The organism is Neobacillus bataviensis (assembly GCF_019969725.1).
Genome location: NZ_JAHXYW010000006.1, coordinates 354,420 through 378,436, shown reverse-complemented (window position 1 = coordinate 378,436; position 24,017 = coordinate 354,420). Strand labels below are relative to the sequence as shown.

At 45.4% G+C, this 24,017-nt stretch carries 22 protein-coding genes and 1 rRNA gene; 3 read left to right on the top strand and 20 right to left on the bottom strand.

Annotated features, from left to right (window positions below; genetic code table 11):
- The 18 genes from LC455_RS17750 to LC455_RS17665 all read right to left on the bottom strand — a co-directional run.
- Positions 1–302, bottom strand: a 16S ribosomal RNA gene (locus tag LC455_RS17750); the annotation flags it as partial.
- A gap of 462 nt (positions 303–764) precedes the next feature.
- Positions 765–1,982: a CaiB/BaiF CoA transferase family protein gene (locus LC455_RS17745; RefSeq protein ID WP_223592733.1), complete on the bottom strand. Its 1,218-nt coding sequence runs from the start codon at positions 1,980–1,982 to the stop codon at positions 765–767.
- A gap of 54 nt (positions 1,983–2,036) precedes the next feature.
- Positions 2,037–3,206 carry an acyl-CoA dehydrogenase family protein gene (locus LC455_RS17740; protein WP_223592732.1) on the bottom strand — a complete coding sequence of 390 codons (1,170 nt, stop codon included), beginning with the start codon at positions 3,204–3,206 and terminating at the stop codon, positions 2,037–2,039.
- Between the two features lie 119 nt (positions 3,207–3,325).
- The gene (locus LC455_RS17735) at positions 3,326–4,126 is read right to left on the bottom strand and encodes an enoyl-CoA hydratase-related protein (RefSeq protein WP_223592730.1); all 801 of its coding nucleotides are present in this window, start codon (positions 4,124–4,126) and stop codon (positions 3,326–3,328) included.
- 14 nt (positions 4,127–4,140) lie between these two features.
- The gene (locus LC455_RS17730) at positions 4,141–5,070 is read right to left on the bottom strand and encodes a hydroxymethylglutaryl-CoA lyase (RefSeq protein WP_223592728.1); all 930 of its coding nucleotides are present in this window, start codon (positions 5,068–5,070) and stop codon (positions 4,141–4,143) included.
- Between the two features lie 433 nt (positions 5,071–5,503).
- Positions 5,504–6,052, bottom strand: a complete 549-nt coding sequence (locus LC455_RS17725) for a Fe-S-containing hydro-lyase (RefSeq protein ID WP_317851450.1) — start codon at positions 6,050–6,052, stop codon at positions 5,504–5,506.
- A 16-nt stretch (positions 6,053–6,068) separates the two neighbouring features.
- Positions 6,069–6,920, bottom strand: a complete 852-nt coding sequence (locus tag LC455_RS17720; RefSeq protein ID WP_317851449.1) for a fumarate hydratase — start codon at positions 6,918–6,920, stop codon at positions 6,069–6,071.
- A gap of 7 nt (positions 6,921–6,927) precedes the next feature.
- Positions 6,928–8,436: an FAD-binding protein gene (locus tag LC455_RS17715; protein WP_223592723.1), complete on the bottom strand. Its 1,509-nt coding sequence runs from the start codon at positions 8,434–8,436 to the stop codon at positions 6,928–6,930.
- A gap of 52 nt (positions 8,437–8,488) precedes the next feature.
- Positions 8,489–9,838 carry an MmgE/PrpD family protein gene (locus LC455_RS17710; protein WP_223592722.1) on the bottom strand — a complete coding sequence of 450 codons (1,350 nt, stop codon included), beginning with the start codon at positions 9,836–9,838 and terminating at the stop codon, positions 8,489–8,491.
- Entirely contained in the window at positions 9,835–10,752 is a 918-nt protein-coding gene (locus tag LC455_RS17705; protein WP_223592720.1) for a succinate--CoA ligase subunit alpha, read from the bottom strand. Before LC455_RS17705 ends, LC455_RS17710 begins: the two co-directional genes overlap by 4 nt.
- Before the next feature lies 1 nt (position 10,753).
- On the bottom strand, positions 10,754–11,953 hold the full coding sequence (locus LC455_RS17700) for an ATP-grasp domain-containing protein (protein WP_223592718.1): 1,200 nt from the start codon (positions 11,951–11,953) through the stop codon (positions 10,754–10,756).
- Between the two features lie 59 nt (positions 11,954–12,012).
- Positions 12,013–12,678, bottom strand: coding sequence for a GntR family transcriptional regulator (locus LC455_RS17695; protein ID WP_223592716.1), 666 nt, complete (start codon positions 12,676–12,678; stop codon positions 12,013–12,015).
- 92 nt (positions 12,679–12,770) lie between these two features.
- Positions 12,771–14,231, bottom strand: a complete 1,461-nt coding sequence (locus LC455_RS17690; RefSeq protein WP_223592715.1) for an SLC13 family permease — start codon at positions 14,229–14,231, stop codon at positions 12,771–12,773.
- A gap of 71 nt (positions 14,232–14,302) precedes the next feature.
- Positions 14,303–15,700, bottom strand: a complete 1,398-nt coding sequence (locus LC455_RS17685) for an MmgE/PrpD family protein (RefSeq protein ID WP_223592714.1) — start codon at positions 15,698–15,700, stop codon at positions 14,303–14,305.
- A gap of 370 nt (positions 15,701–16,070) precedes the next feature.
- Positions 16,071–16,928 carry an HpcH/HpaI aldolase/citrate lyase family protein gene (locus LC455_RS17680; protein WP_223592713.1) on the bottom strand — a complete coding sequence of 286 codons (858 nt, stop codon included), beginning with the start codon at positions 16,926–16,928 and terminating at the stop codon, positions 16,071–16,073.
- Positions 16,929–16,985: 57 nt separating this feature from the next.
- Positions 16,986–17,630, bottom strand: coding sequence for a GntR family transcriptional regulator (locus tag LC455_RS17675; RefSeq protein WP_223592712.1), 645 nt, complete (start codon positions 17,628–17,630; stop codon positions 16,986–16,988).
- A gap of 30 nt (positions 17,631–17,660) precedes the next feature.
- Positions 17,661–18,929 carry a TRAP transporter large permease gene (locus LC455_RS17670; protein WP_223592711.1) on the bottom strand — a complete coding sequence of 423 codons (1,269 nt, stop codon included), beginning with the start codon at positions 18,927–18,929 and terminating at the stop codon, positions 17,661–17,663.
- Positions 18,926–19,480, bottom strand: a complete 555-nt coding sequence (locus tag LC455_RS17665) for a TRAP transporter small permease (protein WP_223592710.1) — start codon at positions 19,478–19,480, stop codon at positions 18,926–18,928. The genes LC455_RS17670 and LC455_RS17665 overlap by 4 nt, the downstream gene beginning before the upstream one ends.
- A 222-nt stretch (positions 19,481–19,702) precedes the next feature.
- On the opposite strand from LC455_RS17665, the gene LC455_RS17660 reads away from it, so the two are divergent.
- The 3 genes from LC455_RS17660 to LC455_RS17650 are packed head-to-tail and all read left to right on the top strand — an operon-like array spanning position 19,703 to position 22,210.
- Positions 19,703–20,287: an amino acid synthesis family protein gene (locus LC455_RS17660; protein ID WP_223592709.1), complete on the top strand. Its 585-nt coding sequence runs from the start codon at positions 19,703–19,705 to the stop codon at positions 20,285–20,287.
- Complete coding sequence (locus LC455_RS17655) at positions 20,284–21,222, top strand: NAD(P)-dependent oxidoreductase (RefSeq protein ID WP_223592707.1); 939 nt, start codon at positions 20,284–20,286, stop codon at positions 21,220–21,222. The genes LC455_RS17660 and LC455_RS17655 overlap by 4 nt, the downstream gene beginning before the upstream one ends.
- Positions 21,167–22,210, top strand: a complete 1,044-nt coding sequence (locus LC455_RS17650; RefSeq protein ID WP_223592705.1) for a DctP family TRAP transporter solute-binding subunit — start codon at positions 21,167–21,169, stop codon at positions 22,208–22,210. Before LC455_RS17655 ends, LC455_RS17650 begins: the two co-directional genes overlap by 56 nt.
- 138 nt (positions 22,211–22,348) lie before the next feature.
- On the opposite strand, the gene LC455_RS17645 is transcribed toward LC455_RS17650, so the two are convergent.
- Positions 22,349–23,419 carry a tartrate dehydrogenase gene (locus LC455_RS17645; protein ID WP_223592703.1) on the bottom strand — a complete coding sequence of 357 codons (1,071 nt, stop codon included), beginning with the start codon at positions 23,417–23,419 and terminating at the stop codon, positions 22,349–22,351.
- A 1-nt stretch (position 23,420) separates the two neighbouring features.
- The gene (locus LC455_RS17640; protein WP_223592701.1) at positions 23,421–24,005 is read right to left on the bottom strand and encodes a FumA C-terminus/TtdB family hydratase beta subunit; all 585 of its coding nucleotides are present in this window, start codon (positions 24,003–24,005) and stop codon (positions 23,421–23,423) included.
- Between the last annotated feature and the right edge of the window lie 12 nt (positions 24,006–24,017).

Sequence of the window (24,017 nt, the reverse complement as noted above, 5' to 3'; positions counted from 1 at the left end):
GATCACCCTCTCAGGTCGGCTACGCATCGTCGCCTTGGTGAGCCGTTACCTCACCAACTAGCTAATGCGCCGCGGGCCCATCTGTAAGTGTCAGCCGAAACCGACTTTCAGCTTTTCCTCATGAGAGGAAAAGGATTATCCGGTATTAGCACCGGTTTCCCGGTGTTATCCCAGTCTTACAGGCAGGTTGCCCACGTGTTACTCACCCGTCCGCCGCTAGACTCCGAAGAGTCTCGCTCGACTTGCATGTATTAGGCACGCCGCCAGCGTTCGTCCTGAGCCAGGATCAAACTCTCCAAGAAAGTTGATTAGCTCATAAAATAAAACGTTGGCTTCGTTTCAGAAGAAACGATTATTATTGTTTGTTGACGTTTTTGTTTGTTTAGTTTTCAAAGAACAAGGCTACTACATTGAATTACTTCTAGAGAAACAACTTTGAAAATTCTACTTGCAGCCTTGCGACGAGCTGAACAATACAGCTTTGAATACGCTATGGCGCAGGAGCAATGTCAAGTTGTTTTTTAGAATTTCTAAGTTATCGCTCAAAAGCGACTTTATTATCATAACAAGTTATTAACTCGAAGTCAACAACTTTTTTGTTTTTCTTTCATCGCCTCGCTGACGACTTTTCATATATTACAGGAGATATTCAGATTGGTCAATAGTTTTTTTAAAAAAATAAAAATGATTTTCGAGTAGCGGTAGCAGCCTAAAAACGAACACCCACTGCTATTATGCAGTGGGCTCATTTAAAGCAATCAATTCTATTTACACGATTCTATCTTCTTATATTCAGCCTGGATCGTACCATCATGGATAAACTGTTTTATTTTTTCATGATCGTAGCCAAGCATAGCTAATATCTCTTCCGTATTCTCTCCAAGTTTAGGCGGAGCTTTTTGAATGGAAACTGCTGAGGTGCTAAGTTCAAAAGGAAGTCTTGCCAGTCTGAAGTTGTTAATAGAGGAGTGAGAAACATCCGTCCACATCCCGATAGCTTCTGTTTGCTGATCCTGAACAACTTCTGATATTTTCTTAACCTTCGAACTCGGTACTCCCGCATCAGCTAATAACTGTACCCATTCATCAGCCGTCTTAGCCTGAAGAATGTTTTCAATCGCCACTCTTAATGTTTCCCGATGCTCCACCCGCTCTGGATTATTTTTGTAGCGCGGATCCTCTATCCATTCATCCTTACCAAGCACCTTACATAATCGCTTGAATAATGAGTTATTGGAAATGCCAATAATAACAGGAGCATCACTGGCCTGAAAAGCCCCATACGGAGCAAAAGCCGTATGGCCCGCACCATTTTTCTTCGGCTCATTCCCGGTCGCAAGCCAGGATAACATATGATAGCCGACCCAGAAGACGCCTGTTTCATAAAGAGAAGTGGTTACTAATTGTCCTTCTCCTGTTTTTAGTTTATGAAATAAGGCGGAAATTACGCCAATGGCACCCCACATGGCACTGCCTTGATCTAATACGGAAACAGGAACGCGGGCAATCTCCGCTCCTTCTGCTCCGTTAATTCCAATAATCCCTGAATCCGCCTGCGCGATAGCATCATAGCCGGGACGATCACAAAGCGGACCTTTCTGGCCATAAGCCGATAAAGAACAATACACTAAAGAGGGATTTAGTTGCTTTAATTTTTCATAACCAAGCCCCATTTTTTCCGCTTTTTGATAGCGGAAGTTTTCTACAAATACATCAGCAGTCTGGACAAGGTCATACACAATCTGACGGCCGCTTTCCTTTTTTAAATCGATGACAATCGATTGTTTATTCCGATTGATTTGAAGGAAATAAACTCCTTCTCCTTCCCAAAAGGGTCCCATTCCTCTAGAATCGTCTCCAGTTTTCGGTCTTTCAATTTTAATAATTTCTGCCCCTAAATCAGCTAAAATCATTGTTAAACTTGGGCCTGAAATATTTGTCGTTACATCTACTACACGAATGCCGCTCAATGGTCCTGGCATCTTGGCTCCCCCTTTTCTAAATAGAGGACCTGCTGCCCTCTTGATGGTCTTTTTTTAAAATGAACGTGGCAATCCAAGGACATGCTGTCCTACATAGCTTACAACTAGATTGTTGGTAATCGGGGCTACAATAAATAAACGTGCTTCCTTAAATTTTCTTTCGATATTGTATTCTTTTGCAAAACCATAACCGCCATAGGTGTCCATAGCTGCATTCGCTGCGCGCCAGGTGGCTTCAGAGGCCAAATATTTTGCCATGTTTGCCTCAGCTCCGCATTCCACGCCTGCATCGAACATTTCAGCCGCCTTATCTCTCATCAATTTTGCGGCCTGGATATCCATATAGCCTCTGGAAAGCGGGAATTGAACCCCTTGGTTTTGCCCAATCGGACGGCCAAAGACGACCCGTTCATTGGCATATTGGACTGATTTATCAACAAAGTACATTCCGTCGCCGATGGATTCAGATGCGATGAGAATCCGCTCTGCATTCATCCCGCCAAGAACATAACGGAAGCCTTTTCCTTCTTCCCCAATCAAGTTTTCAACCGGGATTTCAGCCCCCTCAAAAAATACTTCTGTTGTTGCATGATTAATCATCGTATCAATCGGGCGGATATCAATTTTATCGGCTTGTTCTTTCATATCTAAAATAAACAGGCTCAAACCGTCTGTCTTTTTTGCCACTTTGTCTTTTGGTGTCGTTCTGGCCAATAACATCATTAGATCGGAATGCTCCGCTCTGGATGTCCAAATCTTTTGGCCATGCACCACATATTTGTCTCCGACTCTTTCGGCAAAGGTTTGGATGCTGGTGGTATCACTTCCGGCAGTAGGTTCTGTGATCCCAAACGCTTGCAGGCGAAGCTCACCGCTGGCAATCTTCGGAAGGAATCTTCGTTTCTGATCCTCATTGCCGTGGCGCAGCAGGGCACCCATCGTATACATTTGAGCGTGGCAGGCGCCAGCGTTGCCGCCTGAACGATTGATTTCTTCTAAAATAATGCAAGCTTCCGTCATTCCTAGTCCGGCTCCGCCGTATTCTTCCGGAATTAAAACAGACAGCCATCCCTCTTCGGTTAAGGCTTGGACAAAAGCGGTAGGGTACTCGCTTTTTTCATCTAATTCCCGCCAGTAGTCTTCTGGAAAGCGCTCACATAAAGAACGAACGCTTTTGCGGATCATTTCGTGTTCCGTGTTTTCCATTAATTTTGTATTGGACATTTTTTATATACCTCCTGGTTTATAAAATTGTAACGAGTTTCTTGAGAGTAAAATCGGTTTATCTGAGAGTTACGCTACCTTATCCGCGACTTACGCAATCTCGTCCGCGAGTAACCCTGTTAACGCCCTCTCCACTCCGGCGCACGCTTTTCATTAAAAGCATAAATACCTTCAAGCCTGTCTTCTGAATTCGCACATGTATAGTAAGCTTCTAATTCCAAAACAAGTCCGGTAGCTAAATCCGTTTCCGTTCCTTTATTCACAGCCTTCTTCAAAGCTTTTAAGGAAAGCGGCGCATTCAAGGCGATGCTTTCAGCGAGCTTAATCGTTTCCGCTAGCAAGGCTTCACTCTCAAACACATGATTGATAAGCCCCCACTGCTTTCCTTCTTCTGCAGTAATCCGTTTTCCGGTGAATAGGATTTCTTTTGCTAAGCCGATTGGCAGAATGCGGGGAAGCAATTGAGATCCGCCAATGCCTGGAATCAACCCCAATTTCGCCTCTGGAAGACCTAATCCAACCTGCTCAGCAGAGGTTCTTATGTCGCAGCTAAGCGCGATTTCAAGTCCTCCGCCTAATGCATAACCGTTAATCGCACCGATGACAGGATAAGGAAATTCCCGAATACTTTCTGTTACTTTTTCAAAATAATCGTGCTGCTTTTTCCAGTCCTTCTGGGACATGCCATTCCGCTCTTTGAGGTCCGCCCCGACACAGAAGCTTTTAACTCCGGAACCGGTTACCACCAATACACGGACACTCTCGTCGTATTTTAGTTCCTCTAAGGCTTCTATTAATTCCAAAGCCATTTTCGTATTCATGGCATTCATCGATTCCGGGCGGTTCAAGGTTAAAATCGCAATCCCTTGATGGCTTTCTGCCCTTTCCAATTTAATGGTTTCATAAGTTTTCACTAGCATGTATTCTCATCCCTTTAACATATTTTAGTAGGCACAGGATATATGCGAGAGCTTTTACCAGCCTTTGCGACCTGCCCCGGCAAATCATGTTCTAGTAATTCTTTCAAGCGGTGGGAAGCTTCGATTAAATAATCTAGATTGATAGAGGTACGGACACCCATTTCCTCCAGCATGTGGACCACGTCCTCCGTGCAAACATTCCCCGTTGCACCAGGAGCAAATGGACAGCCGCCAATCCCGCCTAAGGAAGCATCGAAGATTGTGACCCCGGCCTCTAAACCAGCCACGATATTAGCCAGCCCCATTCCCCTTGTATTGTGAAAATGGCAGCCAAATTCAGCATCCTTCCATTCATTCACGATTTGCTTCGTCAATTGATAGACTTGCTTCGGATTGGCCATTCCGGTTGTATCTGCGAGCGTAATTCTTTTGATGTTATGTAAGAGAAGTTTTTCAATGAGATTCATGATGCGTTCGGGCGGGACTGTCCCCTCAAAAGGACAGCCAAATGAAGTAGCAACTGTAACGTTAAGTTGGATCTCGTTATCTGATGCGAATTGAGATAAATGCTTGAAGTTTTCCAATGACTGTTCGGTCGTTTGCCGGACATTTTGTTCATTATGGGTATTACTTGCTGAAAAAACATAATTGACGGACTTGATGCCATTTTGTTTGGCCAGTTCGAGTCCTTTTAAATTAGGTACCAGGGCAACGAGCTGCATTTCGTCCAATGACTTTAGATGCGAATAAAACGCTGCGGTATTGGCCATTTGCGGCACGAGTTTTGGGTGGACAAAGGAGCCGAATTCGATTTCGGATACATTGGCCTTTTGCAAAAGAGAAAAGATCTCTACTTTCTCGTCGACTGTTAAAACTTTGGATTCTAGCTGAAGTCCATCCCGCAAGCCTACTTCGTAAATGGTGACTTGGTCGGCTAATTTCATCGTTATCGCTTCCTCTATAAAAAAGTGATCCATCTTTATAAATAGGATACTGTATCCAATATACAATTTCAACAGTTTTTAGAATTTTCATAAATTAATTTAGGTTTTCTTAAACACTAGAGCAGGGATAACGTGGAATTGTCCCATAAGTGGAAAATGTTTATGGGACATAATTGATATATGAAACTACGAAACTGTCCCATAGACAGGCTCTATGAGACAAAATCATCCTGAAAAACTGCCAAACTGTCCCATAGAAAGCCTCTATGAGACAAAATCATCCTGAAAAACTGCCAAACTGTCCCATAGAAAAGCTCTATGGGACATAATCGCACAGAAAAACCCCCAAAATGTCTCATAGAGGCAAACCAAATGTATAGTTTCCATAACAAAAAAAACAAGGCAGCCGATCAACTCAATCAGCGCCTTGTCCTTATTGAAATTGCAGTTTCCCTATTTTGTACCAATCATTTCCCTCGCTATCCACGATGACCACGGCTGGAAAATCTTTGATTGTCAGCTTATAGATCGCCTCTGGCCCCAGGTCCTCATAGGCGACGACCTCCACGGATTGGATCGTCCGGGCAATCAATGCCCCCGAACCGCCGATAGCGGCAAAATAAACGGCTTTATTTTTCTTCATCGATTCAATGACTTCCTCGCTGCGGTAGCCCTTTCCGATCATTCCCTTTAAACCAAGATCCAGCAAAGAAGGAGTATACTTATCCATCCGTCCGCTTGTGGTCGGGCCGGCGGAGCCAATCACATGCCCCGGCTTCGAGGGAGTCGGCCCGACATAATAAATCGTCTGCCCTTTCACATCAAAAGGCAATTCCTCGCCTCTTTCCAGCGCTTCAAACATTCTTTTATGAGCCGCATCCCTGGCCGTATAAATCGTGCCGCTTAATAGAACGCGATCACCCGCTTTTAACTTCAACAACTCCTGTTCGGATATTGGATTCATTAAATGAATAGCTGACACCACTAATCCCTCCCCCTTAGATTCTGACCTCTTTATGTCTGCTCGCATGGCAGTTCAAATTGACCGCAACCGGCAAGGCGGCAATATGGCATGGTTCAATCTCAATTTTTACATCCAGCGCCGTCGTATTCCCTCCCATCCCCTGCGGACCGATGCCAAGCTCATTGATTTTTTCCATCAATTCCATTTCCAGCTCCGCGATTTCCGGCCGTTCACTGCGATGTCCAATCGGGCGGAATAACGATTTCTTCGCCAAATACGCACAGCGCTCAAAATTGCCGCCGATCCCAACTCCGACGACCAACGGCGGGCAGGCATTCGGCCCGGCTTGAGCGACAATGGTTAAAATATAATCCTTAATCCCCGCTAACCCGTCGGCAGGCTTCAGCATTTTCAATGCGCTCATATTTTCACTGCCACCGCCTTTGGCCGACATATGGATGACTAGTTCATCCCCAGGCACGAGCTCAACATGGATAATGGAAGGAGTATTATAACCTTTACTCTTTTCCCTTGTAATCGGGTGATCGACGATCGAATGCCTTAAATACCCTTCTTCATACCCTTTCTTGACCCCTTCATTGATGGCATCGTACAGACTGCCGCGGCTAATATGGCAATCCTGGCCTACCTCTACGATAAAAACGGAAACCCCGGTATCCTGACACATCGGCACACGCTCTGAACGGGCAATATCCGCATTCAGCAGCAATTGTTCTAAAATATCTTTCCCCGTTTCCGATGTTTCTTTTTTCAAGGCAGATTGAAAGGCTTGAATCACATCCTGTCCCAGCTCAAAATTGGCCTCTTGACACATAGCTGCCACCTGATTCACTATCTCCTCATAAAAAATCGTCCGCAAAGCCATCTTCCCCTTATGCATGAATTTCTTTCGTGAATGTAATGTTATCCCCTTGAATCACTAAACTACCTTCCCATTCCTTTTTTTCCACTTTCACATCCTGCAGGATATGAGCCCCTCTGCTTTCCTTCCTCTTCGCACCTGCAAAGGCCGCAGCCCACGCTGCCCGGACTTTATCATGAAGCTGCAGTGCCGCAACCCCACTTTCTTTATTTAAATAGAAAGCCAACTCACTCAACTCTTTTTCTGCCTTTTCCAAGGAACTAGAGGTTCGTTCAATGCCGACAAGGTTCCACATGATTTCTTTTAACCGTTGGGAAACCTCCAGGGTTTTGCCTCCAGGAAGTGTATCTTTTCCGAAACGCTCTGCCTCGGCCTTTACCGCAACAGGCACGGGCACTCCCTCCAGCGCAGCCATTTTCCCTGTCCGCTTCCCGAATACAAGGGCTTCCGTCAAGGAACCGCCGCCAAGCCGGTTTGCACCGTGAAGGCCGCCGGTCACTTCCCCGCAGGCATATAATCCTTTAATATTCGTCCGGCCATACTCATCGGCTTTAATCCCGCCCATGCAATAATGCTGAACAGGATACATCTTCCAGACGCCTTGATATCCTTTTTTCACAAGCCTGTATACATAAGGGCTGTCCTTCTCCAAGTCTTTAACAGGAACAGCCGAAAAATCCAAATAAACTTCGTTTTGCTTGAACATTTCGTAGCTAAGGATGTCCCTCGTTTCCAGCTCCCTCCTCGGGAAATCCTCCATAAACCGCTCCGAGGACCCATTCAAAAGGATGGCTCCTTTTCCAAAAATCCTCGTCATTACATCGATGTTGGCAGGCTGCTGCAGTCGGTACGGATAAAACTGGACAAATTCCATATCCACAATCTCCGCCCCATGCCTCCAGGCCAGGCCGATGCCCTCTCCCGAAACATCCTTTGGATTATCGGTAGATGCATAGAGCCCGCCGAATCCGCCGGTTGCTAGAATCGTAGAAGGGGCAGTAAATGCCATCACCGTACCTTCCTTTTCCACGACAACTCCTATAACCGCTTGGCCGTCCTTGAGCAAATCAACCAAGACTGCCTGCTCGAAAAATTCTACCCCAATCTCAATGGCATATTGCCTTAACACCTTTGTGGTGTTTTTTCCGAGTCCGTTTGCCGCATAAACCCTGCGGGGAAACGAGTGGCCGGGCGTAGCGACCTTCCGCTCCCGTTCCAGCTCAATCCCGAATTTGCTTTCCAGTTCATTGACCCGTACAGTACATTCCTCTGCTAAAATTCTCGCTAATGCTGGATTGGATAGACCTCTGCTTCCGCGCAGGATATCGTCGAAAAACGTTTCCGGAGAATCCCCTTCTGAAAAAATTGCCGATTGGACGCCGTCCGAAATGACAGAGGAGCCGCCGAATCCCGCTTTACCTTTTGTCAGCAAGGCAACCCGCGCCCCTTCTTCCCTTGCCGAAATCGCTGCACCAAGGGCCGCCTGACCCCCGCCGATTACGATCACATCATAGTTCACGTCTTCACCAACTCCCCATTATTAGTTCGATACGAAACAGGGGTAATCCTGTTTAATGCGGCAAATGCAACTTTCTTCCCAGCCATTCTCTCGTCTCGATGCTATCTAATTGAAAAATCGCTTCCACTTCTGCTTCCGGATTTTCTAATTTATCGGCGGTCATGGAAATAAACTTCTGAATCAATTCCTCTTTGCTCGCCATTTTTTCAGGATCGCCCTTTGGATAATCGGTTGCTTTTTCAAAAATTTTCCCATTATCAAGGAGTACCTCTACACTGGCTCCCCATTTTTCCGGATAGGCTTCTTCATAATAGGGATCAACGAGCACGTCTACTTTTTTCACCAGACTCAAAATCTCAGAGTCTCGTAAGCTTTCTTCCGTAAAATCCCTTAATGAAGCGGAGCCCTTTACAGCGGCGAGACTGGCGCAGAACTGACTGCTGAATTTGCAGGCATAAACGCTGTCCGGATTCGGTTTGTCGGTGATATTCAAGACGGTTTGATACGTTTTAATCGTAATCCGCTCAATCTGCTGATAAGAAAGGGAATGTTCATTCATGATGTCGAGGATGCAATCGATGGCTGGATGTGTATGACGGCAGGAGGCATGGATTTTAAAGCTGTTCTCGGTGATCTTCCACTCTTCCCCAAGATTTTTCGTGATTTTTGAAGGATCGGCCGCTTCCGCCATCGCTTCAAAGAACCCTCTTCTTCCTTCTAAAATTTTCGTCGCGGACGTGAAATTCTTTTTCGCCAGCAGGGCGGCGAGTGTGCCGTTGTAGGCAGCTTTCGCGGTGTGCAGTTGTTTCGTGTTGGCCCCATCCTCGATAAACTCCCACAATCCGGCTGCCTGGCTTCCGGCATTTCCGAGGGCGTACATCGTTTGCTCCACGTTTAAGTTTAATAGCTTGGCAACGGCGGCGGCTGAGCCAAAGGTTCCGCAGGTAGCGGTATTATGCCAAAAATAATAGTGGGACGGAGAAACGGCTTCGCCAATCCGGTAGCAGACTTCATAGCCGACAGCCACGGCAGTAATCAAGTCTTTCCCTGATAAGTCATAGGCTTCAGCTGCTGCGACTGCCGCCGGAATGACCACGGTACCGGCATGGATAATCGAAGATTTATGAATATCGTCAAGCTCGACAATATGGCTTGCAGCCGCATTGACCAGCACCGCATTGCCAAGCGAAGATTTTCCGCCTGTCACAAGGCTTGTCTGCTCATGCCCGCCCCATTCTTCCACAAGCTCTTTCATCGCCTGGATTGGCGGCAGGTCTTTACCGGCCACGGCAGAGCCATACCAGTCGAGGATACAAATTTTTGTAAATTCCACAACATCTTCCGGCAAATCTGTAAAACTCGTACGGCAAACATACTCAGCTAACTTTTTAGATAATGTCATTGTCCCTTCCCCACTTTCTTTCCTACGATTTTTTTTAAAACTTCAAGGATATCATCGTACTCTTCAACGACGATGGCACCGGCTTCCCTGAGCGCCTTCATTTTTAAAGAAGGGCGTCCGGTATCGCCGGAGATCATCGCACCGGCATGTCCAAAAACCGTTCCTTCCGGCAGGCCTTCCGTGAATTTTCCAGCAACAAACGAGATGAGCGGCTTGGTAAATCCGCCGGCTTGGATAAAGGCAGCCGCCTCTTCTTCAAACGAAGTTCCCGGTTCAGAGAATGTTACTACGGCTTCCGTTTCCTCATCTTTTTCAAAAAGAGCCAATAAATCTTTGATGGTGGTTCCGATTAAACTATCGCCGCCAATTCCGATACTGGTGGTGACCCCAAAGCCGGCCCGTTTGACCATCCAGGACGTTTCCGCCGTCATTCCGCCGCTTCTGGAGATAACCCCCACATTGCCGGGTACAAAACAGCGCTCCGGCCGGTCCCCGCCAACCGACCCCATTTTGATTCTGTCTTTCGGATTGATCATCCCGACCGTATTAGGCCCGATGATGGTTACCCCTTCTTTCCGCGCCGCATGCAGCAGCTTGACGGCATCCTGCTGGGGAATGTTTTCGGTGGTGACAACGATTAATTTGATTCCCTGCTGGATTGACTCGAGTACGGCATCCAAGGCAAATCCGGGCGGGACGATGATTAGACTGGCGTTAACCTGATGTTTCTGGAATGCCTCCGCGACGGTGTCATATACCGGGATCCCTTGAACAAACTGGCCGCCCTTCCCAGGAGTGACGCCGGCAAAAATTTTCGTTCCGTAGTCGAGCGTATGGCCGACCACCATGGCGGCTTCCCTGCCGGTAATCCCCTGCACGACAATACGCGTATCCTGATTTATAAGAATCGCCATCCTAGCTTACCCCCTTCATCTTTTCAACCATCACTAACGCAGTTTCCTCAATGGTCCGTTCTTCGCCAAAATAGGTAATCCCTGCCTTCACAAAAATCCGCTTACCTTCGTCGTCATTCACGCCTGCCTGCCGGACGACTATCGGAAAGGTGTTGAGGTCAAGTGCCATATCCTGCACCGCTCTGACGATCCCTTTGGCCATCACATCAATTTGCGTATTATTGGTGATGTTTTGTGAGACAAACAGTCCCTTCACTCCCTCTTTGGAGAGAATTCCTTTTGTCAGTCCATACACCTTCTCTTCTGAAGGATTTCCGCCCGTTTCGGTATAATTGGCCGGCTTGCCGCCTAAGCGGGTCAACGCGTCAAAGCTTAACAGACTTCCGCCTCCGCCTCCGCACATAAAGCCGATATTTCCGCCTTCCATTTCCGTGTAGCGGGCAGTACCGCGGTAATCGGCATCGTTCACCATGACCATTTCTTTTTCAAGCTTTGTCAGCGGCCTCCACGACCGTTCACTCCCGGACTCCACTTTCCCTGAAAGCTCCGGCTGGCGGTAGAGCGCCGAATCATCGATCCCCATCACCGATGCCGCCGCCACTACCTCTTCGTCCTTTGTCAGGACCAGCGGGTTAATTTCTAAGATATAACAATCATATTTTGTAAAAATATCATAAAGACTGCATAAAACGGCCGTGGCCTTAATCAGCGGCTTACCGGTTACCCCAAGCCTGCTCCATATTTCCTTCGCCTGATAAGGATACAACGGAAGGAAAGGGTCCATATGGTGGATAACCACTTTATCCGGGGCGTCTTTCACGAGATCCTCCACTTCCACTCCGCCTTCGGTTGTCGTAATGATGACCGGAAGCTGTTTTTCACGGTCAATCGTAATCGAAACATACCATTCTTCATCAATATCAATCTTCTCTTCTATTAAAAGCTTTTCGACTAGATAATTCCGGACGGTCATCTTTAATAGCTGCTCTGCCTTCGCTTTTGCTTCTTCGATGGTCTCGGCAAACTGAATCGCCCCGGCCTTTCCTCTTTTTCCGACCGGCACGAGCGCCTTTAGGACACAGGGTTTCTCGATATGCTGTTCCGTGATTTCATCTGAAGAAGTGATCACCCAGTGGCTGGGAGCGGGAACACCGTTTTGTTTTAAAAGCGTTTTACTGGCGTCTTCAAGCATTCTTCCCATCTTCATGCACCACCTACTTTGGATATTGGATACAATTATTTTTTAAAAAAAAGAGAGAATTAATTTCTTCCCTCTTCTTTTAAACCCTTCACTAACATCTCACCGGTTCGCGAAATGTGTTTCGAAACCAAGTAAGCGGCTGTTTCCTTATCTTTACGTAAAACGGCATTTAAGATACTTCTGTGTTCGACATTAGATGTATCCTTTTGTCCTTTTAAAATATGGGGAGTTTGCATCGGCAGGCCGTTCCATAAGGTACTGATAAACGTGTTTAGACGCTCCCAGGTACATCTCTTGATTAACAGCCGGTGAAATTCGATATTATAGCGGACAAACTCATCCACATCCGGACTTGCTTCCATTTTCTCCACTAATGCCGTTAATTCCTTCAGGTCATCCTCGGTTAAATTCTCCACACTTTGGAAGACGGCCATTTTTTCTAATTCGGACCGGAGGGCATAAATCTCCTCAATATCCCCCACATTGATGGATTTCACCACGGCGCCTTTATGCGGTTCAAGCTTAATCAGCCCTTCGGCTTCCAGCTTTTGAAACGCTTCACGGATCGGCATCCGGCTGACACCCAACGCATCGGCAAGTTCCGATTGTTTAAGGCGCTCGCCTGGTTTAAAATCGCCTTTTAAAATCGCTTCGCGTATTAAGTTAAGAACTCTTAAATGCAATGTATCTCTGTTTTCAATCATGAGTCCATTTTTTTCGATCATCTTTAACGACCTTTCCAAATCCTATTTGGAATTAGGATACAGAATCCATTTCAAATTGTCTATAGATTCTGATGACTTGCCACAAATATTTCTTATAGGAGCCCTAGCCAGTTCCACCAAGTAACGGCAGTTAAGAGGACTACGATGCTCATGAGGACCGTCAATAAAATACCTGGAATTAAAAACTCTTTTTGCTCGATCCGTCCTGAACTATGAACGATGATATTTGGTGTTGCTTCCACTACCAGAATATACCCATGAAGACAGGCAATCGAGGCGGTTAAACAAATAAGAACAGGGTCCGCCCCGGCTTTAGCAGATAATCCGATAAAAATCGGCACAAGGGTGACGACGGCGGTCGAGACATTCGCCACGGCCAAATGGAGAATATGGGTAATCACGAGAATCGTTATGACCGCCAAAACCGGCGAGTGGAGAAAATAAAGAATCCAGTCGGAACTTAAACTATCGCCAACCAGCTTTGCGGCTCCCGATTTATTAAACGCATAGCCGAGGGAAAGCGTAACACCCATCAAAAGAACCGTATCAAAATTGATCTTCACCAAATTGTCCCATTTCGTGCAGCCGATCCCCGGCAAGCCCATTAACACCACGCCAATCAGGGCGGGAACACTTGGATGTAATCCGTGCAAAGGCTCGGTAAACCACAAGGCGACAATCATGAACAGGATCGCCAAACACTTTTTCTCTTTGGTGTTTAATTTACCCAATTCTTCGAGCTTCTGTTCCAGCTCTTTTTTTACATGGGGAAATTGTTTCTCTTCCTCCGTTAAGGGGAACCGTTTTAATAATGTAAACCATACGACCGGGATCATGATGAGCCAAATGGGGAAGGTGTAGGCAAACCACTGAATGTAGGTGATTTTGATTCCCACGAACTCCTTCAATAATTCCACCGTTAAAATATTCCCGATGGCCGCGGTCATTACCGCAGTGCCGCTGACCGTCCCGCCAAACGCTACCCCAAGCAGGAGCATTTTTCCGAGATTCCCTTTCGCTTTTTCGCCAATGGTGTCCAGTGACATCATCGCGACCGGAAGCATCAGCGTGGCCCTGACCGCTGCTGCCGGAATAAAAAACGACTGGATCTGCGGAATAATCAGAATGCTCCCCAGCAGACCCTTGGCCGTTCCTCCCCATTTCGATAAAAAAACATAGGCGATTCTTTTGGTAAGCGTTGTGTCATTGACCCCTTTGGCAAGCATCATGCCGCCGATAATGAGAAAAACCGCTGGCGAAGCAAATCCGCTATAGACCACATCTGTTGTCACCACGCCGAATACCAGCATTAAGATGAGCAAAATCACGGCCGTCAAGCCAATCGGAATTGGCTCAAACGTCCAATAAAAGACACTCAGCACCAAAAATGCCAACATGATTCTGGCCGAACCGGTAAAGTTGGCAGGGAGGATGAAATACACTCCTGCCATTAAAAGAATGCCAACAAGCAGGATGATGATTTTTTTTACTTCGGGATGTGACTTTTGCTTCTGTTTTGTTAGTACACTTACTCTTGTATTTGGGAAAGCCATATTTCTCTCCTTTTCCCCTGAAAGACATAATCACCTAAGGGACCAGACTGGCGTCCCCTCGGTGATTGGTTTTAATATTGATTTGCGGTTTCCTTCGGCTGGCACAGCTGGAAGAACGACGTCAAATCCTCCACTTCTTCAAAGCGGTCAACAAGGTCAATCAGTTCATGTTTCGCTTCGAGGCTGATGATATCTCCTGTTACATCGATGAATTTCTCTTTGATTTGTTCATCTGTCATCGGGTTATCTTCACTGCCGATCGCTTGCTCAACAAAAAGGGAAAACTCGGTGCCAGCCGTTAATTTAACGGTGAGTTGCACTTGGTCTTCTTTAATCTTTTCATTGATGACAAGGGTAATTTTGTCCCGAAGCTCTTTCACAGCAGGGTCATTTACATATTCATCGGTAAACTCATAGACGCCGGCCTTCAGGTTAAAGAACCCAGCAGCGACACAATGATACACACTGAATTTCCCTTCAAGCCCGGTGGTAATGTTAGTTTTTCCAGTAAGCTCTTTGACAAGCGGATGGGCGGTGATCGTGATCGATTCCACTTCCTCTGCTTGAAGTTTGTGCTCCTTTTGAATCGAAATAATCGCATCAATGGCCGGATGGGTGACGATTCCGCTTGCGTAAGGCTTGTAGCTGTTCTTCTCCACTTCCCACTTATCGCCCCACTGTTCCGTCACGAGCTCGGCCTTGTTCTCTTCAGATAATACTTGGAGGAATCCGCGTTTCGCTTCAAGCGGCTGTTTGGAGGCGGTGAAGCCCTGTCCTCCTAATAATGCTGCTAAAAGTCCGTTCATCGCCGCTTTGCCTGGATGATACGGCTTTGTCATCGTGCCAAACATTTCGCGCAGCCCTGTCGGATCGGTTGCTGCAATCCCAAGGGAGTAAATGGTATTTTCTAGGTCTGAGCCCATCAGTTTGCTGATTGCTGCTGCCGCGCCAATTCCGCCGACGCTTCCGGTAATATGCCAGCCGCGCCAGTAATGTGACGGGTAGACACTTAAGGCCAGTCTCGCTTCGACCTCACAGCCGATGATAAAAGCTTCCAGGACATCCTTTCCTGTTTTGTTATGTTCCTCTGCATAGGCCAGGATCGCTGGAAAAACAGGCGCGGAAGGATGTAATACCGTTTCTAGTAAGGTATCGTCAAAATCAAAGATATGGGAGGACATTCCGTTGAGCAGGGAGGCAAACAGCATGTCGACTTTTTCATTTCTTCCCAGCACGGTTGCCTGCGGCTGGCTGGATGTCATTCTGGCAACGTTCAGTACCATATCCATCGATTCGTGGTTGGCCGCGCCGATCGCCACCCCGAGCCAGTTTAATAGACTTCGTTTCGCTTCCCTTAAGGCATTTTTGCTAAATTGCTCGTAAGATGTATTTGTGATATGTAGGGCTAGTTTTTCGGTTACCATCTGGTTCCCCTCCGTTATTCTAGTTATTTTAATCTGCAGCTTCATTTACGTGGAGCCCTCTTTTTGGCTTTGGCGGGCAATGAAATACCTTATTATTAGCTCTCATCCCGTTTTAGAGATTCGTAGAACCTCTCTACTTGACCGGATTCTTACCTCGACCTCGTTTTGGGTAACGTAGAACCCCTCTATGTGACCGGATTCTCACCTCAACCTCGTTTTGGGTAACGTAGAACCTCTCTACTTGACCGGATTCTCACCTCAACCTCGTTTTAGGTAACGTAGAACCTCTCTATGTGACCGGATTCTTACCTCGACCTCGTTTTAGGTAACGTAGAACTTCTCTACGTGACCAGATTCTCTCCCCAACCTCGTTTTGGGTAACGTAGAGCCACCACTCTCCCAGAGGAAAAGTCACTTAAGAAAGACCAACCGACAGCAGCAACGCTTTCGCTTTTTTATAAACCGGATAATCTACCAGCTTATTCCCCACTGCAATAGAGGCAATCCCTTGCTGCTCTGCCGCTTCAAAGGCATTCACAATTTCTAATGCTTCATCCAATTCCATTTGGCCTGGCGAGAAGATCTCGTGAATCGGCTGCAATTGCTTCGGATGGATGGCAAGCTTCGCCTTGTAACCAAGCCGCCTCGCCCTTTGCGACTCGTTGATCAGCCCCGGTTCATTCGCAAGATCAGGGTAGACGGCATCAACAGGGCTGCCGATGCCCGCCGCTTTCGAGGCATTAACCACCTGCGACCGGGCATACAGCAGCTCGATTCCGTCATCGGTCAACTCGCAGTCCACATCCAACGAATAATCAATCGAGCCAAATACTAATCTCTTAATCATGTAATGAGCTCCCGCAATTTCATAAGCAAATTGAACCCCTCTTGCCGTTTCAATTAATGGAAGAACGACAAAAGAATGAAGATCCCGATTCTGTCTTTCGAGGAAAACAAGGGCTGTTTCACATAACATCTTCATACTATTGGCATATTCCGCCTTCGGGACGACCACCCCGCTTGCCCCCGCCACAATGGCGGCTTCTAAATCCTCTCTCCAAAAAGGAGTATTTACATCGTTAATCCGAATCAACACATCTTTTTCTGGCTGGTTGTTTTCGAGAAAAACTTTTGCACGCTCTCTTGCCTCTTGTTTTTCAGAAAGGGCAACGGCATCCTCTAAATCAAAAATGACACAATCAGCTTCACTAGCCAGCGCCTTCTCATACATCCTGGTTGACGTGGCAGGAACAAATAAATAGGACCTCTTCATTTTTATAGAATCCCTCCTTTTAGGATATTGGATACAATTCAGCGGAAAAATAACTGCTTACTCTAGTAATCGAGTAAGTGTATTCCCCGTTCTCATAATATGGTGCTCCACCAGCTGGCCGAGCCAAATAGGATCTTTTTCATCAAGAGCTTTAAGCATAGCCTTATGCTCTTCATTCGAAACCAGTGTGGTATCTGGAATTAAGCTCGGAACATGTGCAGGATAGCCTTCAATAAATTGTTTGCATAATACCTTTACTTTTTTCCATTTACACCCGCTCTGGAGCAACAAATGAAATTCCCTATTATTCTCCACAAATGATTCCATATCACCTATCGCGATATCTCGATCCATTTTTTCTACTAACTCCTGAAGCCTTTCCCGATCTTCATTCGTTAAAAAGTTCATCGATTTTTGTACGGTAACAGCTTCCATCTTGGATCTGAGAAAATATAACTCTTCGATATCATCCCTTGTGAGCCCCGTTACTTGAGCCCCTTTATGAGGAAGGATTTCAACCAGCCCTTCCCTTTCCAGGTCTCTTAACGCTTCGCGAATCGGCATGCGGCTTACTCCCATTAGGGAAGCTAACTCATCCTGGATTAGCCTTTCACCCGGTTTTAAATCTCCGGTGATAATCGCTTCACGTAGTCTCGTTGTTACTTTATTTTGTAAGGTCTCAAATTCCATAACCGCTTTCATCCTACTACCTTCTTTACAGCTCGAGTCAGATTACTTGGCCAACAATAAGGATACCTGCGGGAAAATAACCACGATCGCCAGGGCGAGAATCATTAAGGCAAAGAACGGCAGAACGCCTCGGACTACTTCCCCAACCTTTTCCCTTGTAATGCCGCTGACAACGAATAGATTCAGCCCAACAGGAGGTGAGATCATAGCCAGCTCCATATTGATAGTCATAATGATGGCAAAATGGATAATATTAATATCAAATAATGCTAAAACCGGTAATAAAATCGGCAAGGTGATTAAAATGATGGCAACCGAGTCAAGGAACATTCCCATAATAAAGAACATGATATTAACACCAATCATAAAAATCCACTTATTAGATGTGCTTGCTTCAATCCAAGTCGCAAATTCCTGCGGAACCTGTTCTGTTGTCAGGAACATACCGAAAATCATGGCCGATGCGATGACAAGGAAGATCATCGAAGTAATGTTAATCGATTCTTTCAGGACCTCTCTAAATTTCGGAAAGCTTAATTCTTTGTAGATAAAAATAGAGACAATTAATCCATATAAGCACGATACAAATGCTGCCTCTGTTGGTGTAACCGCACCTGAATAGATTCCGCCAAGAATAATGACAGGAAGCAGGAAGCCCCAAAATGCTTTAGCCGTCTTTTTCCATCTTTCCTGCATCGATTGTTTTGGCAATTTCCCATAATTATTGATTCTTGCATGAATAATAGCAGAGACTAATAGAATTCCTCCAAGCATTAATCCAGGAATGATTCCCGCAGAGAACAGCTTTCCAATTGATTCTTCAGCAACCGTTCCATAGATAATTAATGGAATCGAAGGCGGAATCAAGATTCCTAGTGTACCAGAGGCAGCGACAAGCCCCATCGCGTACCTTTTGCTATAACCCGCTTTCACCATACCAGGGATCATGATGCTTCCAACGGCAGCCGCCGTTGCCGGGCTTGAACCTGAAATGGCCGCAAAGATCATACAAGCGAGGACTGTGATAACAGCCAGTCCACCACGGATATGCCCTACCCAAGATTTCAATGCCTCAATTAAATAGTGCGAAATGCCGCCTTTTGACATAATGATTCCAGCGAAGACGAAACCTGGGATGGCCATCAATGTGGCTGAGTTTAAGGAATTGAACATTTTTTGAATAACAGTATATAGGGTAAAATCCGACATTGAAAGTGCTATGACACTTGATAATCCCAAGCTGACGGCAATCGGTACCCGTATTAAGCACAGGACGGCAAAAACTAGAAACAGGACTAAAACTGGATTCATGCGCCTACTCCTTTCTCATTTGAACTTCCTTCTTTTTGCATCTCTTCATATAACAGTTCAATCTCACCGATAAGCTCTCTTTGATCGCCTTTCGCCGCTTTGTAAGCCTTTACAATAAAATAAAGACCTAATAGCCCCATTCCGATAGGAAGTACCAGATAGGAAATCCAGATTGGCATACCGACATCAATTGTCTTCGTTCCTTGTTCTTTTGAAACCGTTATCAATTCTAAGGATGAATAAGCAAGGTAAAGGGCAAATCCTGCTCCTATTAAATTACTAATAGTTGCTACAATTCTTTTTAAACCTTTAGGAAGCTTATCAAATAATAATTCTACTTGGATGTGCCGGTTGTCTTTGAGTGCCAAGCCGAAACCGATAAAGATGGACCAGGTGAGCAAAAATTCAAAGATTTCCGTGATCCAAGATTCTGGCGCATTCAAAACATACCTTGTAAAAACTCCGTACAAACTTACAGCTACTCCTCCAATAAACAGCACTCCTGCTAAACCTTCTTCGATGTGATCAAGCCATTTAAAGAGTTTCTTCATAAAATCAACTCCTTATACTGTGGATTGTATCCAATCTACAACTGGACCTAATTTAAAATATACAAGATGGTACCCAAAAAATAAATAGAAAATTTTATTTATTTTGTATTTTTTGTGTATTCACAATATTTATCGATTTTGTTATAGTGGTAATATCAGCATTTGACGAAGACATCTCGACTGTAGATTGTATCCAAAATCCAAAATATCAGGAGGGTAAAAATGGAATTAGAAATCAGAAAAATCGTCACTGTTTCCGAAGAGACCTTTATTGAAGGATTCAAAAAAGCAGATAAGCCTGTTCGGATTGCGGCTGCCTTAGCCGTCATTAAGAACCCTTATGCTGGCAAGTATGTGGAAGACCTTCTTCCTCTCATCCAAGCGTGTTCCGAACAACTTGGTGAACTGCTGCCAAAGAAAGCGATGGAAGCTTTAGGTGTTACAGGTGAGGAAGTAGAAGGTTATGGAAAAGGGGCACTCGTTGGACTCGATGGAGAGATTGAACATGGTTCTGCGATCATCCACACGCTAACCTTTGGAAATCCGTTCCGTTCTCAATGCGGGGACGCGGAAACACTCCTCCCTTCTGCTGAAAAAAGAGGGGCCGCCGGCAGCAGTTTGGATTTAGCTATTAAACACAAAATGGATGCGAAAATCCGAAGTCATCATATGACATTTGAAGTAAGAATCCCTGATGCACCTAGAAATAATGAAATCGTCATTGCGGCTGTCGTGACAACAAGCGGACGTGCTCACCCGCGCATTGGCTCTCTACATAAAGAGCTTGAAGGAATTTTTCCTTCATGATCCAGACAGTAGGTTTTATTGGGCTTGGTAAAATGGGGCTGCCGATGGCAAGAAACCTGCTGACAAATGGATACGATGTTTACGGAATGGATGTCAATGATTCCGCAATCAGCGAATTCCAGAGCTATGGCGGGAAAACTGGTAAACTTTTAGATTGGATTCACAACGTCCAAACGATTATTCTCATGCTCCCCTCATCTAAGATTGTAAATCAAGTCATCGACGAAATTATTGATCATTACTCCTCAGAGTCTTTAACCATCATTGATATGAGCAGTTCCTACCCGGAAGAAACAAGAACCAATTTTAAAAAACTAGAAGAAAATAACATCGAATTTTTGGACGCGCCAGTCAGCGGAGGCGTTAAGAAAGCGGTCACTGCTGAGCTAACAATCATGATTGGGGGCAGGGTTGATATCTTCACCAAATGTAAGCGTTTGCTAGAATCGATGGGAAAAAGCCTCTTTCATGTTGGCCCCATTGGAAGCGGTCACTTAATCAAGGCGATTAACAACTATCTTTCTGGCACGCATCTATTGGCTACCTGCGAGGCCGTCCAATTGCTCGAGCGTTTTGAGGTAGAGCCCGAAACAGCCATTCATGTCTTTAACCAAAGCACTGGCCGAAGCGGTTCAACCGAGTATAAGTTTCCATCCTTTATCCTGACGGAAAGTTTTGATTCTGGTTTTAGTCTGGAACTGTTACGGAAAGATTTAGAAATGGCTAAAAATCTATTTTTACAAACAGAAGCCGAGACAAATCTTCCGCAGCTTGTTTTTAACAGATTCGATGACGCCAGTCAGGCACTTGCAAAGGATGCGGACCATACAGAAATCTATCAATATGTATCAAGCTATTTATTACAAAGGGGGAAATTAAATGAAAAAGATTCAGAAACTATTCATTGCAGCGGTAACTCTTCTATTAGTATTTAGTCTAGCTGCCTGCGGCTCATCATCAAAAGAAACAAGCGGTTCAGGCGGTAAATCTGGAGATGGCATTCAAGAATTAACGATTAAAATTTCCCATGTTGTTGCGGAAAATACACCAAAGCAAGCCGGGGCCCTTGCCATGAAAGAATATATTGAAAAAGAATCCGGCGGCAAAATTAAGGTTCAAGTATATCCAAATAGCCAGCTATTTGGTGATAAAGATGAATATCAGAACCTGGTAGCCAACAACGTTCAATTTATTATTCCGGATATGTCCAAGCTGGTTGGTAATGACCCTGGATTCAATGTTCCTGCCATGCCTTTCTTGTTTAAAGATGATGCAGCTGCCGACGCCTTCTGGGATGGCGAAAAGGGCCAAGAAATCTTTAAGCGTTTAGAAAAAGACGGCGTACATGGTCTTGCCATGTGGCCAAACGGTGCAAAACACATGACGAACAATAAGAAACCAATTAAGTCACCAGAAGATTTAAAAGGCCTAAAGATTCGTACCCAAGGCGGACAGTTACTAGAAGAAATTTACAGCAAGCTAAATGCAGGTTCCGTATCCATTCCATTCGCTGAACTTTACACAGCCCTCCAGCAAGGTACGGTTGACGGAGAAGAAAATACTTACAGTAATATCGAATCCAAGAAATTCGACGAAGTTCAGAAGTATACAACAGTAATGGGACATACCCGTGTTGACTATGCCCTATTAACAAATACGAAATTCTGGAATAGCTTGAATGATAAAACAAAAGCTATTGTTCAAAAAGGTGTGGAAGAAGGAACAAAAGTTGCTCGTGATTCTGCCGAAAAGTTAAATGAGGAATCACTTAAAAAGCTAAAAGAGCGCGGCCAAACTAAAATTAATGAGCTAACTCCAGAACAAATTGATGCATTCAAAAAAGCCCTTCAGCCAGTTTACGACGAATGGAAAAAGAAAATCGGCGAAGACATCATTAATGATGCTGAAAGCAGAAACAAATAATCGCTAGTTAGTTTAGTAAACCCCTAGTCTTGTAGATTAGGGGTTTCGTTTGTGGTGAGGCGGCACTTTGCTAACCACAATAAAAAAAAGAGATTGCCTCAGTACAGAGACAGCCTCTCTTATTTAATCACGAAGCACTTAAGACACAGAGCAAACCTTCTTCAACCGGCTACAAATGGCTTCGCCAACCTCAACCGTTGAGGATGTGCCGCCGATATCCGGAGTCTTGATTCCCTCATTCGTTACCTCTTCCACTACATCCAGAAGCTTCTGACCCAGCTCGTGCTCCCCAAAATGATCAAGCATCATTTTAGCGGTCCACACCTGGCCGATTGGGTTGGCAATGCCCTTGCCATAAATATCCGGCGCTGAACCATGCACTGGCTCGAACATAGACGGATACTTTCCATTTAAATTAATATTCGCAGCCGGCGCAATTCCGATACTCCCCATGATCGCCCCGCCAATGTCGGTTAAAATATCACCAAATAGATTACTAGCGACAATCACATCAAAAATCTGCGGACGTGTCACGAAAAAGGCCGCTAAAGCATCAATATGATAGGAAGCGGTTTGAATATCCGCATAGTCTGCCTTAACATTATTAAAGACCTCATCCCAAAACGGCATCGAGTGGACAATACCGTTCGACTTTGTCGCGGATGTAACATGGCCTCTTCTTTGTTTAGCCAACTCAAACGCGTAGCGCATCGCACGCTCTGTACCTTTTCTAGTGAAAACAGCATTTTGGATGGCAACCTCATCATCCCCGCGGTGAATCCTTCCGCCCACTTCGCTATATTCACCTTCACTATTTTCCCTCACGACGATTAAATCAAAGTCATTAGGATTAACTAGCGGTGACTTCAAACCTTTAAAAAATTTAGCCGGACGAATATTGATCGATTGTTCAAATTCGCGGCGAATCTTAATCAAAAGCCCCCATAACGAAACATGATCTGGAACCAGCTGAGGGTTTCCAATCGCTCCTAGAAAAATCGCATCAAAGTTTTTTAAGATATCCAAACCGTCTTCCGGCATCATTTTTCCATGCTCGAGGTAGTAGTCACAGCTCCATGGAAACTCTTTGTACTCAAATTTTAAACCGCCATGAATTTCAGCCACTGTATCTAAAACCTTTGTGGCAACCGGAACGACTTCTTTGCCGATTCCATCTCCTGGAATGACAGCAATCTCTAGTTTCTTCATATTATATACCTACTTCCTTATTGGCATTTTTATTAAAATTTTCATACTTGGCAATCTCTTGTTCATACAAATCTTGACCGTGCGCGTCATAAGCAACCAATAAAGGAAAGTCCTCGACTTCGAGCCGTCTGATCGCTTCCGGTCCTAAGTCCTCATAAGCCACTACCTCAACCGCTGTCACCCTTCTGCTTAAAATGGTGGAAAGCCCGCCGATTGCGGCAAAGGAAATAGCACCAAACTGCTTACAGGCTTGCTTGACCATATCTCTTCTCGGCCCTTTTCCAATTGTCCCTTTTACCCCGTATTCATACATCGCAGGAGCGTAAGGGTCCATGCGAAAGGCTGTCGTCGGGGCCACGGGTCCGATAATTTGCCCAGGCTTTGGCGGGCAAGGACCGGCATAAAAAATAATTTCATTCCTTAAATCAACTGGCAAAGGCTGATTTGTTTCGAGCAGGTCAACCATTCTCTTGTGGGCGGCATCGCGAGCCATATAAATTGTCCCTGTTAAAAGAACTTGATCCCCAATCTGCAGCTTTTGGATATCTTCATCGGTCAGCGGTGTTTTTAGTCGATATTCTGCCATTTCCGTCCCCTC

What these genes read in the sequence shown, in the direction of transcription:
- LC455_RS17745 (WP_223592733.1), bottom strand. Translation starts at nt 1,982, where the DNA reads ATGCCAGGACCATTGAGCGGCATTCGTGTAGTAGATGTAACGACAAAT.
- LC455_RS17740 (WP_223592732.1), bottom strand. Translation starts at nt 3,206, where the DNA reads ATGTCCAATACAAAATTAATGGAAAACACGGAACACGAAATGATCCGC.
- LC455_RS17735 (WP_223592730.1), bottom strand. Translation starts at nt 4,126, where the DNA reads ATGCTAGTGAAAACTTATGAAACCATTAAATTGGAAAGGGCAGAAAGC.
- LC455_RS17730 (WP_223592728.1), bottom strand. Translation starts at nt 5,070, where the DNA reads ATGAAATTAGCCGACCAAGTCACCATTTACGAAGTAGGCTTGCGGGAT.
- LC455_RS17720 (WP_317851449.1), bottom strand. Translation starts at nt 6,920, where the DNA reads ATGGCTTTGCGGACGATTTTTTATGAGGAGATAGTGAATCAGGTGGCA.
- LC455_RS17710 (WP_223592722.1), bottom strand. Translation starts at nt 9,838, where the DNA reads ATGACATTATCTAAAAAGTTAGCTGAGTATGTTTGCCGTACGAGTTTT.
- LC455_RS17705 (WP_223592720.1), bottom strand. Translation starts at nt 10,752, where the DNA reads ATGGCGATTCTTATAAATCAGGATACGCGTATTGTCGTGCAGGGGATT.
- LC455_RS17700 (WP_223592718.1), bottom strand. Translation starts at nt 11,953, where the DNA reads ATGGGAAGAATGCTTGAAGACGCCAGTAAAACGCTTTTAAAACAAAAC.
- LC455_RS17695 (WP_223592716.1), bottom strand. Translation starts at nt 12,678, where the DNA reads ATGATCGAAAAAAATGGACTCATGATTGAAAACAGAGATACATTGCAT.
- LC455_RS17690 (WP_223592715.1), bottom strand. Translation starts at nt 14,231, where the DNA reads ATGGCTTTCCCAAATACAAGAGTAAGTGTACTAACAAAACAGAAGCAA.
- LC455_RS17685 (WP_223592714.1), bottom strand. Translation starts at nt 15,700, where the DNA reads ATGAAGCTGCAGATTAAAATAACTAGAATAACGGAGGGGAACCAGATG.
- LC455_RS17680 (WP_223592713.1), bottom strand. Translation starts at nt 16,928, where the DNA reads ATGAAGAGGTCCTATTTATTTGTTCCTGCCACGTCAACCAGGATGTAT.
- LC455_RS17675 (WP_223592712.1), bottom strand. Translation starts at nt 17,630, where the DNA reads ATGAAAGCGGTTATGGAATTTGAGACCTTACAAAATAAAGTAACAACG.
- LC455_RS17670 (WP_223592711.1), bottom strand. Translation starts at nt 18,929, where the DNA reads ATGAATCCAGTTTTAGTCCTGTTTCTAGTTTTTGCCGTCCTGTGCTTA.
- LC455_RS17665 (WP_223592710.1), bottom strand. Translation starts at nt 19,480, where the DNA reads ATGAAGAAACTCTTTAAATGGCTTGATCACATCGAAGAAGGTTTAGCA.
- LC455_RS17660 (WP_223592709.1), top strand. Translation starts at nt 19,703, where the DNA reads ATGGAATTAGAAATCAGAAAAATCGTCACTGTTTCCGAAGAGACCTTT.
- LC455_RS17655 (WP_223592707.1), top strand. Translation starts at nt 20,284, where the DNA reads ATGATCCAGACAGTAGGTTTTATTGGGCTTGGTAAAATGGGGCTGCCG.
- LC455_RS17650 (WP_223592705.1), top strand. Translation starts at nt 21,167, where the DNA reads ATGAAAAAGATTCAGAAACTATTCATTGCAGCGGTAACTCTTCTATTA.
- LC455_RS17645 (WP_223592703.1), bottom strand. Translation starts at nt 23,419, where the DNA reads ATGAAGAAACTAGAGATTGCTGTCATTCCAGGAGATGGAATCGGCAAA.
- LC455_RS17640 (WP_223592701.1), bottom strand. Translation starts at nt 24,005, where the DNA reads ATGGCAGAATATCGACTAAAAACACCGCTGACCGATGAAGATATCCAA.